Consider the following 11,868-nt stretch of genomic DNA (forward strand, 5'->3'; position numbering starts at 1 on the left):
TTCACAAGGGTGTTTTATCACTTAAAAACGGAATACCCCAATATCCGGCTGAACATTTTCAGCGGCGATACCGAGGACTTAAAGGACAAGCTCGACCGCGGACTGCTTGATTTCGCGCTGATTTTTACGGATTTTGACCGTGAAAGCTATCATCACTTTACGCTCGATGATAAGGAGATATTCGGCGTTATCATGCGCAGGGACAGTGAACTCGCCGAAAAAGAGAGCGTCACCGTAAAGGACTTGTACGGTAAGCCGCTGATCGTTTCACGCGCCAACGGATTATCGCTTTTCAGCGGAGCGCAGGCAAGGCGTTTGCAGGTCGCCGCGACCTATAATCTGCTCTACAACGCCTCGCTGATGGTCGAGGACGGTATCGGATATGCTGTTTCATTCGACAAGCTGGTCGACACCTCCGAAACCTCGAACCTATGCTTCCGACCGCTGACCCCCGAAATATCCGTTCAGCCAACGTTGATATGGAAACGCGAGCAAAAGCTGTCGCTCGTTTCGCAGCTGTTTATTGACAAACTCGAAAGCAACAAACGATAATAAAAGTATCATTTTTTTGAATCGAATCTCAAATACAAAACCGCTTAACCTTTCTCAAATGAGCTTGGATAAGCGGTTTCGTTATTATCTCTTTAATTGTTCCATCGGATTCTCGTCCACGTTATTGAGCGCTATATTTTCGATATCGCGTTCACTGATGTAATCCATAAATCCAGCTTGATATAGTAATTATAAAGCCATGATACGACCGATTCATTATCAGTTTTTTCAATAGCTGCACTCCATCAATGATATAATGTACACGCACAAAAAATATTACAGGCCCCATCTGCTTGTCAAGATAACGCTGTTAAGTCAAATAAACATATTACGTTTTATTTGATAATCATAATCACTTTCCCTTCAATTAATGATAAGCTTATTTACGGAAAGGGGGTGATTAAAATAAACAGCAAGCATAATAAAGAAACAAAGCAAATAGTAGTAAAGGCTTATCATGAAGGCGTATGTGTCTCGGAAATTGTAAAGCAATTTGATATACCGAGAAGCACAGTGTATTCGTGGATAAAAGCGCATCTTCAATCTGAAAACTATCAGAAAGAAAGCCGCCTCGGTGATTACCACAAGCTAAAAGAGAAAATCAAGAAGCAGGAGATTATGATTGAAATTCTGCAAAGAGCATATGGCGCATCAGAACTTCCGGTAAGGCAAAAACTGTATTTCGCTGAATCGATATACAGCGAATACAGTGTTCATGCGATCTGCGACGCGTTGCTATTATCTCGCGGTACTTTCTACAATCATCTTAAACGTAACAAGAGATATAATGCTTGGTATGAAAACTGGATTTAGCAATGGCGATCGACGAAGCCATGCGCTACGCCGTCAGCAAAAATCAATTCATTGAGCTGATGGAGATGGAAGGCTATGAGGTAAAATGGAAAGATACGCACAAATATATCACCTACACCTGCCCAAACGGTAAGCCGTGCAGAGACAACAAACTGCACGAGGAAAAATATTTGAAGGAGAATATGGAAGATGAATTCAGAATCAGAAAAGAAATCATTGCCCGAACTGAAGGCTCAGGCACAGAGAAATCTGGACGTAGCAAAGCAGACGACGAGATTCGTTTCCGTACCGGAGAGGTCATGGATAGCACTGGTACAATTGCAGCAGACACAAATCAATATGCTCGGTTCGATAGCGGAATCACTGAAAACATTGGCAACATGGAGCGACCTCTCGGATATGCAGGAGGAGCAGTTGAGGGAGCTGACCGCTCATGCAGAGCAGACGGAACAGACCCTGACGGCGTTTCAGGAGACGCTTCAGGAGCAAGCGGAACAGATTCAGACGGCGACCTCGACCTTGATGGAGACCTTCCAATCACAGGTTGGGAAGGTGAGCGAGAGTTTCTCTCAGCAACTCTCCTCGGAGGAACAGACGGTGAAACGGAGTTTGAAGAAGCTGATTTTGGCTTCGCTTATCCCGACTATCCTGCTGATCATCTGGGAACTGATTCGGCATATCTGGCTGCCGACGTGCTGAATATTCTGGATAACGACAGCCACACTGAGGACTGCACCACGATGAATCAGCCGCCCAAAAACAAAAAGAATACGCAGTCAGGCGGCTTTAATATGAGTATGTAAGGAGGTTGAAAGGAAAAAGTTAATGCCGTGATGCCCTATGGCATCGAAGAAAACAGAAATCCCAAAGCACGAGCTTCAAGCTCTTGCCAGAGCATTCGCAGACGACATCGTTGCCTTCTTTGAATCCGAAGAAGGTCAGCGAGAGTATGAAGAATGGTTACAACAGAAAGAAAAGAATGAAGAAATAGCGTAAAAAAGAAGGCAGGGAGCGGTAAACTTCCTGCCTTGTACCTAACGAACATATCTATCAATCTTACTGTTGAAATTCGGATAAGCATAGAAAAAGACAAATCCGAACCCGTCTCCAACAGGGAGAAGGTTCGGATTATCTTCGCTTGGTGCGCCCGACAGGACTTGAACCCGCACCCTCTCGGAATGGGACCTAAACCCATCGCGTCTGCCTATTCCGCCACGGGCGCACATCTATATTTCAACAGCTTTGCGCTGTGAAAATCAAAGTATTTAATTGTTACACCGAGGTAGCGTCACCAAAATCCAGCGCGGTGTGTCCCGCTTGAAATATAGTCGTACCGCGTCGCGCTGTTAAGCGCTTCCTTGTACTCCTTATTTCAAACCTCGCTTTTGCTCGCTTCATCCGCCACAGGCGGCGCTCACAACGCGACCAGTTCCGCCACGGGCGCGTTTTTATTTTTCTTCCGTAATATTATACCTCATACCTCCGATATTGTCAACGAGCATTTTGATTTGCAATCATTTCAGCCCAATCAGCATAAATATATTGCTTTTTTGTCAGCTTATGTTAAGATTGATTTATAGTTATAATATCTATACTATCAGTACTATTGTGGAATATTTTTGTTGATACAATAGCATTTACGCAAAAGCACAATGACAAAACTAAAATCAAAATACTCGGGAGGGCAAAAATGAAACGGTTAACAAAAGGACAAATGAGGATTTTTGCGGTCGGTCAGCTCGGCTGGTCAACACTCAGCGGTATTATCAGCGCGTGGTTCGTCACATTCTATCTTCCGACTCAAAACGATATAGCCGGAGGTGCGATTCAGTACATTATGCCCGGCTTGATCATCGGCGGATTCCTGACGGTACTCGGTCTTATCACGGCGTTATCGAGAGTATTTGACGCGGTAACCGACCCGCTTATCGCTTCGCTTTCGGACAGAAGCAAGAACAAACGCGGCAGACGTATTCCTTTTATGCAGTACGCGGCGGTTCCGCTTTCGATCGTAACCGTTCTGCTGTTTTGCGCGCCTGTGGAAGAAATCAGCTCGTGGAACGTGGCATGGATTTCCGTATTCATCGTACTGTTCTACCTGTTTATGACGATGTACTGCACTCCGTACAACGCGCTTATCTCGGAATTCGGAAAAACCCAGGACGACCGTATGTACATCTCCACAGCTATCTCGCTCACGTTCTTCGCGGGAACCATGCTCGCCTTTACGCCCTTTGTTTTCGCGGGAATGCTGCGCGGAAGCGTAGGCTTTGCGTGGAGCTACCGCATCTGCTTTATCATTCTGGCGGTTATTTCCTGCGTTTGTATGCTTATCCCCACCTTCTTCCTCAAGGAAAAGGAATTTGTTGATACAAAGCCGTCGAATTCCAATATGTTCAAGTCGCTCGGCGCGACCTTCAGAAACGGCAGCTTCCGCACCTTTGTATTTTCCGATATCATGTACTGGGTCGGTCTGACATTGTTCCAGACGGGTCTGCCCTTCTTCGTAAAGGTTTCCATGAAGCTTGACGAGTCGTTTACCATGATTTTCCTCGGCGGAATGACAGTGCTTTCCGCGGCGTTTTATCCGATAGTTCCGAAGCTCGTAAAGAAGTTCGGCAAGAAAAAGCTCGTTATCACGGGCTTCCTCGGCTTGGCTCTCGCCTATGTTATCGCGGGCTCGATCGGAGTGATCGGCGTGACCGTTATCCCCGGTATTGTTTACGGCGTGCTTATCTGCGTTATCGCGGCTTTCCCGATGGCTCTGCTGGGCATTATCCCGCAGTCGATCGTCGCCGACGTCGCCGAGGCTGACGGCTACGAAACAGGTGAAAACCGCGAGGGTATGTTCTTTGCGGCGCGCACCTTCGCTATGAAGTTCGGTCAGTCGCTGGCTATGCTCGTCTTTACCTCGCTGGCTATCATCGGAACCTCGCAGAACGCAAACAGCAACGATATTACCGCCTCTGTTCTCGGCATGACGATCGTCGGCTATGTCGCCGTGGGCTTCTGCTCGCTCGGCGCGATCATTCTCGGAATGTATAACGAAAAAAAGGTCATGTCAACTATCGAAAAGAATCACAAAGACTCAAAATAGTACGGGTGATTGAATGATCAGATTATTACAAGGAGACCGTCCCGCGTTCGCCCTCGAAACAAAAAACACGAGCTATGTATTCGCGGTAACTGAGTCGGGACATCCGGAACACCTCTACTACGGCGGAAAAATACCGCTCGAAAGCGCTGCGGATTGTGAGGTCTTTCGCGAAAAGCGCGAGTTTGAGCTGGGCAACAGCATAGTGTACTCCAAGGAACACCCGAAGGTTCTGCTTGAGGATATGTGTCTTGAAATGTCCTCTCAGGGTCACGGAGATGTGCGCGAGCCGTTTTTGGAGCTTGTATATCCCGACGGCAGCCGAAGCTCTGACTTCCTGTATGACAGCTATAAAATTGACGGTGAGGAGCTCGGCTTCAAGACTCTGCCCACCGCGTATTACCCCGACGGAAACGGCGAGCGGCTGTGCGTAATTCTCAGGGACAGAGAGCTGACTCTTGAGCTTTACTACCGCGTCTTTGCAAACTGCGACGTAATAACCAGAAGCGCGAAACTAATCAACGGCGGCGACGATTCAATCGAGCTGGAGCGGTTACTAAGCACACAGATCGCTATTCCGTTCAGCGGCGTATGCGTCACATCCTTCCACGGCGCGTGGGCAAGGGAGATGAATAAATGCACCTCTGCGGTCAACGCGGGCAAGTTTGTCATCGAATCGCGCGCGGGCTGTTCCTCGAACCGCGCCAATCCGTTCTTTATGGTTCATGCTCCCGAAACGAGCGAGTTTTCGGGCAGCGTATACGGCTTTAACCTGATTTACAGCGGCAACCACTACTCCGCCGTCGAGGTTAACGCCTACGGAAAAACAAGAATCGTCTCGGGAATCCAACCCGGCGGCTTCCGGTTTATCTTGAACAAAGACGAGTGCTTTGAGGCTCCCGAAGCGGTGATGACTTATTCCGCGCGGGGATTTTCCGGACAGAGCGAAAATATGCACCGCTTTGTCCGCAGGCATATTGTCCGCGGCGAATGGAAGTTTAAGGCGCGTCCCGTCCTGCTCAACAGCTGGGAAGCGTGCTACTTCAATATTTCCGAAAAACGTCTGGTATCCCTCGCCAAAGCGGCAGTTACGGCAAGGAGCTGGGAATCGAGCTGTTTGTTCTGGACGACGGCTGGTTCGGCGACCGCGAAAACGACACAAAGGCTCTCGGCGACTGGGAACCTAATCTCAAAAAGCTGCCGGAGGGTCTTAAGGGACTGGCGGAAAAAATCAATAATCTCGGCATGGACTTCGGCATCTGGGTCGAGCCCGAGATGATAAGCGTTGAAAGCGAGCTGTACCGAAAGCACCCCGACTGGGCAATGGCTGTACCCGGCAAGCTCCATTCCGAGGGCAGGAATCAGCGCGTACTCGATTTGGCAAACCCCGAGGTACAGGAGTTTATTATCAAAAAAATGACCGAGGTGTTCTCCTCGGCGAACATAAGCTATGTCAAGTGGGATATGAACCGCATTTTCTCGGACGTATTCTCTCCGTATCTGCCACGCGAGCGTCAGGGTGAAACGGCGCACCGCTATATCTGCGGACTATACCGCGTTATGGACGAGCTGACAAGGGCATTTCCGAAGATTCTGTTTGAGGGCTGCGCCTCGGGCGGCAACCGCTTTGACCTCGGAATCCTCTGCTATTTTCCGCAGATCTGGGGCAGCGACAACACCGACGCCATCTGCCGCGCCGCGATTCAGGAGGGCTACAGCTACGGCTATCCGCAGTCCTGCGTAGGCGCTCACGTCAGCGCGAGTCCCAATCACCAGACGCTGAGAAATACTCCGCTCGAAACGCGTTTCGGAGTCGCCGCCTTCGGGCTGCTCGGGTACGAATATGACCTCCGCGACCTCAATCCCTCGCAGAGAAACATGATAAAACAGCAAATCAGCATTTATAAGCGCTGGAGAAAGGTGTTGCAGTTCGGGCAGCTTTACAGGCTGGTTTCGGGAAATATCCACGAGTGGATCTGCGTATCGCCCGATAAAAAATACGCCGTCGGGCTTCTGCTTCAGGAGCTGATGACGCCGAACACACAGGCGCACCGGTTCTTTGCACGCGGACTTGACACTCAGCGTCAATACAAGTTTTATAACATTCCGATGAATGTTGACGTCAAACAATTCGGCAGCCTTATCAACACGGTCGCGCCGATTCACGTAAAGCAGGACTCGCTGCTTCACAACGCGATCGCCAAACGAGTAAAAATGGACGGCGAAAGTGAGAGCATAACAGCCTCGGGCGATTTGCTGATGCACACGGGAGTCGCTCTCAGCCCCGCGTTCTCGGGCACGGGCTTTAATGAAAAGGTCAGGGTATTCCCGGACTTCGCTTCAAGACTGTATTTTATTGAAGCGGTTGAATAATCCGAATAACAGTTCAGGGTCAGGATAAGCCTGACCCTGTTTTTATGCTATATGGTTTTAATGAATCTTCTGAATGCTGCCTTGCCGCTTTCGTCGCGCTTGTAAACGCCCGCGTCCTCAAGCACCGACACAAATACCTTTCCGACCTCCTGCTCAAGCACTGAACGGATCTCTTCGCGCGGCTTGCCTTTTAATCGTTCGGCGAAGCCCTCTGCCCATTCGGCATGCTTTTCGGTTTCGGCATTTTGGCGCAAATCTTGTCCGTCTGCGATAAGCTCCTCGAGCAGCGAAAGCTCTCGGTCAAGTCTTGCAGGCAATACGGCAAGACCCATTACCTCGATCAGACCGATATTTTCTTTTTTAATATGGTGTCGCTCGGGGTGTGGGTGGTACAGACCCATCGGGAACTGCTCTGTAGTCAGGTTGTTTCTCAGGCACAGATCAAGCTCAAAAAGCTCTCCTCTGCGGCGCGCGATAGGCGTTATCGTATTGTGCGGCTCTCCGTTTGTCTCGGCAAAAATCATCGCCGTCTCATCGCTATAGCCGCGCCATTTTTCAAGGATACGAACCGCAAGCTCTCTTAGCCTTTCGGGCTTTTCACCGCGGATCCTGATAACAGACATCGGCCATTTTACAATTCCGCATTCAATGTCCGCAAAACCTTCGAGCTTGAAATACTCCTCTATCTCAGCCCTCTCCATAGCGAAGGTATAATGACCTCCCTGAAAATGGTCATGGCTTAAAATCGAGCCGCCGACAATCGGCAGATCCGCATTGGAGCCGATGAAGTAGTGCGGAAACTTCTCCGTAAATTCGAGCAGACGTGTGAACGCGCGCCCGTTTATCGCCATAGGTACGTGGTCACGGTTGAACACGATGCAGTGCTCGTTATAATAAACATAAGGAGAATACTGGAAAAAGAAGCTGTCGTCTGACAGATCAAGCGGAATCAGGCGGTGGTTCGCTCTTGCAGGGTGGCCGATCCTTCCGGCGTAGCCCTCGTTTTCCGCGCAGAGCTGACACTTAGGATAAGCGCTTGATTTAGCCTTTCCCGCGGCGGCGATATCGCGCGGATCCTTCTCCGGCTTTGAGAGATTGATGGTTATGTCGATCTCTCCGTACTCGCTGTCTACCGTCCATTTTCTGTCCTTTATTATTCTGTCGCGGCGGATATAGTTTGTGTCGCCGCTGAAACGGTAGAACCAATCCGTCGCCGCCTTCGGGCTTTCGGCGTAAATACGGGCAAATCTGCGGCGAACCTCAGACGGTCTCGGCGTAAGGCAGTTCATCAGCTTTGTATCAAAGATATCACGGTTCTCGCCCGAGTCCGCAATCAGTCCGCGCTTTACCGCCTCGTCGGTCAGTACCTTGAGTATTTCCGCTAATTCGACATTCTCTATTGGCTCACAAGCTTCAAAGCCGTCCTCGCGCAGCAAATCAAGAATAAGGTTGCGTGAATAAACCTTTTCCTCCTCGTTTATCAATCCTGTTTTCAGTCCATATTGCAGAAGGCTTTCTATATATTCAAACATAATAAACCTCATCAATCACTTATTACGCGTGCTCCGCCGCTGATTTCCACAGCGAAGATTTGCGCGTCAATTCCGAATTTTTTCCTATATTTCTCGCTGACAGTCCCGACAAATGACGAGAGTCTGTCTTTTTTTATCAGATTTACCGTGCATCCTCCAAAGCCGCCGCCTGTCATTCTCGCGCCGTAAACTCCGTCAAAGCTCCACGCGGTTTCCGCGAGGAAGTCAAGCTCGGCGCATGAAACCTCATAATCATCTTTCAGCGACAAATGCGACTCGCGCATAAGCCTTCCGAATTCTGTTAAGTCGCCGTTTCGCAGGGCGTCTGCCGCCTGCTTTGTACGGTGGTTTTCGTACACGGCGTGGCGCGCGCGCTTTCTGCAAACAGGATTTTGAATGCTGTCCTTATACCGTTCAAATTCATCAACACTCAACGCGCACAACGACGAAGCCTTTTTAACTTTATTGATATCTGCCAAAGCCGTTTCGCACTCACGGCGGCGGTCATTGTACGCGGAAGAAGCAAGCGAGTGCTTAACGCCGCTGTTCACGATCACAAGCGCGGCGTCGTTTTCGGGGAAAGGCGCGTACGAATAGTCAAGGGTCGCGCTGTCGAGAAGTATCGCGCTGCCGCTCTTTCCCATCGCGCTCGCAAACTGATCCATAATACCGCAGTTCACGCCGATAAAGCGGTTTTCGGCAAACTGACCGAATACGGCTAATTCCTGAGCAGTAACGGAAAATCCGTATAGCTCTTTCAGCAATAATCCCGTAAGCACCTCAAGCGCCGCAGAGGAAGAAAGTCCCGAACCGTCGGGCAGGTTCCCCGAAAAAACTAAATCGGCTCCTCTGTCGATCACATAGCCCATAGCGGCGAATGTCCTGATAACGCTCAGCGGATAGTCTGTCCATTCTCCTCCGAGAAGAGATGACAATGAAATTTCCGCTATTCCTTTGTCGGGAAAGTTCGCCGAATAGAGCCTGATCGTTTTGTCGTCCCTCAGCCTTGCCGCACCCTTGATACCGAGATTCAGCGCGCACGGAAGCACATTACCGCCGTTGTAATCGGTATGCTCGCCGATAAGATTCACTCTTCCCGGAGCGAACGCACAGACGTCCGGCTCTCTGCCGAAAACTTGCGAAAAAATATCCTTCACTTCTGCAGACATACGCAACTCCTCCTTTCCGCAATGCAAAAAAGGGCGCAGCCGCCAAACCTGCCGCACCCGCTTTTGTTATTTCAAAAAATCTATAAAAATTTTCACCGACCTTAGTCCGGCAAGTCTGCAAATATCATCTCAGATAAGTACTTTTATACAATAATATTATACTAAATATCATTTTTCTTGTCAACATATAAAGCAATCGTAATGCGTTTTTTTCATCCGGCTGTTTATACGGGTATTGAAATTTTTGTCGAATCATGTATAATAAAAATATAAAGATTTTTGATAATCATTTTTACCGTACCTGTTCAGTAAATATCTCACTTACGCCGTCTGTATTACGAGGTGTGCGCCATGTGCAAAAGAGCTTTATCCATTCTGCTGTGTGGCTTTTTCTGCGCGTTTTTTTCGCTTGGCACACCTGTTCGGGCGGCTGTTTTTGATCTGGGCGAGCTGAGCACGTGCAAAAGGATTTTTGCCTGCGGCAACAGCGCTGCGTATTTTTACGGCTATACAGGTACCACAGTGATTTCGTCGCGCATATCGGGCGACTGCCTCACGAGCAGAGTTAATGTCAGCGGCGCGATCTATGCCGTAACTCACAGCGGCCGCTTCACCTACGCTCTGTTCGCCGTTTCAAATACTGACTACGGCGTTATCCGTCTGAATGCCGACAGCGGCGACTATTCCGTTTTTGATATTCATTCCGACTCCGAGATCGACCCGCAAAGCATTGCGGCTAGCGAAAACGGTATCTTTCTCCTCTCGCTAAACGGCATCTACCGCGGGGTAACAGGCTTTGACTTGAACGGCAACAAGAATTGTTCCTATTCCCTTCCGCGCGGCTGTGAAAGGCTGTTTTCAAACGGCAGCAGCGCCTATGCTATTGCGGGGAACGGCGAGCTTTACCGTCTTGGCAGAAGCAACGCTGTCTACTGCGCTAAAACAACATATGACGCGAATATTTCCGATGCGGGCGAAGGATATATTTATTCCGACGGACAGTTGATTTCTCTTTCAAACGGAAGCACTGTTTACTGCGGAACGCGTTTCGCCGCTATGGGCAAAAACGGAGCCATTAAATCCGATTCGGGACTTCTGATGACTTCGGCTGACGGCTTGATTTACCTGCTCAACAGCGATTACACCTGTACGGTCACTGATGATACACAGGACACCGCTCAGTCTGAATCACATCTGTCGCGCGAGGGCTCGGGTATTTTTCTCAGCGCCGGCACTACCGTTGAACAGCTCAAGAATATGTATCCTGAAATAAAGACGGTTTACAACAAAAACGGAAACGCTGTGACGGGTCGCACTGTCTGCACAGGCTACAGCACAGACTCGCTGTCGGTCATCGTACTCGGCGATGTCGACGGCAGCGGTACTCTCAGCAGCCGCGACGTTAAAGAATTGATGCGGCTTCAAATCGGCGACAGTCAGCTGAGCGGCGTATTTCTGAAGGCGGCTGATTTCAACCGCGACGGACAGGTTGACAACCGCGACATATTGTTAATAGCAAAAAAATAAAGCCTGCTCTTCGTTTGAATGAGCAGGCTTGTTATTTAGTATCCGAGATATTCAAGAAAGCCCTCGCAGCCTCGTACGATATCCGAATAGGTGCGGTCAAAGTTTCCACAGTACCACGGGTCGGCGATACTTCCTCCGTCGGCGAAGGACAAAAGCAGGCGCAGCTTGTTATCCTTATCCGCGCCGAGAATACGCTGCGCGTTGCGTAGATTCATCTTGTCCATGCAGAGGAGATAATCGTAGCGCGCGTAGTCGCTCTTTGTGAGCTGAACAGCGCGCTTGTCGCCGCAGGAAATTCCATGGGAAGCAAGCTCACGCTGCGCGGGAGGATAGACAGGATTGCCGACATCGCCCCAGATTTCCTCGGTGCTTGTGGCTGAGGACTCAATCACGAAATCGTCCGCGATTCCGCGCTTTTTTACCATATCTTTAAGAATAAACTCCGCCATAGGACTGCGACAGATGTTGCCGTGGCAGATAAACATTACTTTTGTCATATTAATCACCGTCTGTAGATAATTGCGAAGTGTTCCCAAAAATGTGCGAAGCACACTTCATCTCGCCTGCGTGGTTCAGTGCTCACGGAGAACTATCATCTGCTCTCTCGCGATTCGCCTGCGGGGCTTCCCGCCGCTCGCCTTCGAGCCCCGTCATCTTCTTGCCTGTTTACTGAATTGAAAAAAGAGAGCACCTTTGGTACTCTCTTTTTTCAATGGAGCGGATGACGGGGCTCGAACCCGCTACCTCCACCTTGGCAAGGTGGCGCTCTACCAGATGAGCTACATCCGCATATTTATGGTGCCTCCGG

The 11,868-nt window shown here is 49.5% G+C and carries 10 protein-coding genes, 2 tRNA genes and 1 pseudogene; 8 read left to right on the top strand and 5 right to left on the bottom strand.

Going from position 1 to position 11,868, the window contains the following annotated elements:
• From JKK62_RS01215 to JKK62_RS01230, 4 genes are all read left to right on the top strand, one after another.
• Positions 1-552: LysR family transcriptional regulator substrate-binding protein (locus tag JKK62_RS01215; RefSeq protein WP_201426598.1), on the top strand; the 552-nt coding region annotated here is incomplete at its 5' end.
• Between the two features lie 339 nt (positions 553-891).
• On the top strand, positions 892-1,365 hold the full coding sequence (locus JKK62_RS01220) for a helix-turn-helix domain-containing protein (RefSeq protein ID WP_201426599.1): 474 nt from the start codon (positions 892-894) through the stop codon (positions 1,363-1,365).
• A 2-nt stretch (positions 1,366-1,367) separates the two neighbouring features.
• Positions 1,368-2,168 carry a hypothetical protein gene (locus JKK62_RS01225; RefSeq protein ID WP_201426600.1) on the top strand — a complete coding sequence of 267 codons (801 nt, stop codon included), beginning with the start codon at positions 1,368-1,370 and terminating at the stop codon, positions 2,166-2,168.
• A gap of 37 nt (positions 2,169-2,205) precedes the next feature.
• Positions 2,206-2,361, top strand: coding sequence for a hypothetical protein (locus JKK62_RS01230; protein ID WP_201426601.1), 156 nt, complete (start codon positions 2,206-2,208; stop codon positions 2,359-2,361).
• A 143-nt stretch (positions 2,362-2,504) separates the two neighbouring features.
• Here JKK62_RS01230 and JKK62_RS01235 read toward each other — a convergent pair.
• A tRNA-Leu gene (locus JKK62_RS01235) sits at positions 2,505-2,587 on the bottom strand.
• 468 nt (positions 2,588-3,055) lie between these two features.
• Here JKK62_RS01235 and JKK62_RS01240 point away from each other — a divergent pair.
• The 3 genes and pseudogenes from JKK62_RS01240 to JKK62_RS17925 all read left to right on the top strand — a co-directional run bounded on the left by JKK62_RS01240 (position 3,056) and on the right by JKK62_RS17925 (position 6,832).
• The gene (locus tag JKK62_RS01240; RefSeq protein ID WP_201426602.1) at positions 3,056-4,462 is read left to right on the top strand and encodes an MFS transporter; all 1,407 of its coding nucleotides are present in this window, start codon (positions 3,056-3,058) and stop codon (positions 4,460-4,462) included.
• 13 nt (positions 4,463-4,475) lie between these two features.
• A pseudogene (locus JKK62_RS17920) lies at positions 4,476-5,483 on the top strand (glycoside hydrolase family 36 N-terminal domain-containing protein); the annotation flags it as partial.
• An 11-nt stretch (positions 5,484-5,494) separates the two neighbouring features.
• Positions 5,495-6,832: an alpha-galactosidase gene (locus JKK62_RS17925; protein WP_366502811.1), complete on the top strand. Its 1,338-nt coding sequence runs from the start codon at positions 5,495-5,497 to the stop codon at positions 6,830-6,832.
• A gap of 47 nt (positions 6,833-6,879) precedes the next feature.
• Here the strand turns inward: JKK62_RS17925 and galT are convergent, their stop codons facing one another.
• A complete protein-coding gene (gene galT / locus JKK62_RS01250; RefSeq protein WP_243411716.1) occupies positions 6,880-8,364 on the bottom strand; it encodes a UDP-glucose--hexose-1-phosphate uridylyltransferase in 1,485 nt (494 codons plus the stop codon).
• Between the two features lie 11 nt (positions 8,365-8,375).
• A complete protein-coding gene (locus JKK62_RS01255; protein WP_201426603.1) occupies positions 8,376-9,533 on the bottom strand; it encodes a galactokinase in 1,158 nt (385 codons plus the stop codon).
• A gap of 351 nt (positions 9,534-9,884) precedes the next feature.
• On the opposite strand from JKK62_RS01255, the gene JKK62_RS01260 reads away from it, so the two are divergent.
• On the top strand, positions 9,885-11,060 hold the full coding sequence (locus tag JKK62_RS01260; protein ID WP_201426604.1) for a dockerin type I domain-containing protein: 1,176 nt from the start codon (positions 9,885-9,887) through the stop codon (positions 11,058-11,060).
• Between the two features lie 35 nt (positions 11,061-11,095).
• Here JKK62_RS01260 and JKK62_RS01265 read toward each other — a convergent pair whose 3' ends face one another.
• Both JKK62_RS01265 and JKK62_RS01270 read right to left on the bottom strand, forming a co-directional pair.
• Positions 11,096-11,557 carry a low molecular weight protein-tyrosine-phosphatase gene (locus tag JKK62_RS01265; RefSeq protein ID WP_186833199.1) on the bottom strand — a complete coding sequence of 154 codons (462 nt, stop codon included), beginning with the start codon at positions 11,555-11,557 and terminating at the stop codon, positions 11,096-11,098.
• A gap of 216 nt (positions 11,558-11,773) precedes the next feature.
• Positions 11,774-11,849, bottom strand: a tRNA-Gly gene (locus JKK62_RS01270).
• Between the last annotated feature and the right edge of the window lie 19 nt (positions 11,850-11,868).

Source organism: Ruminococcus difficilis (assembly GCF_016680995.1).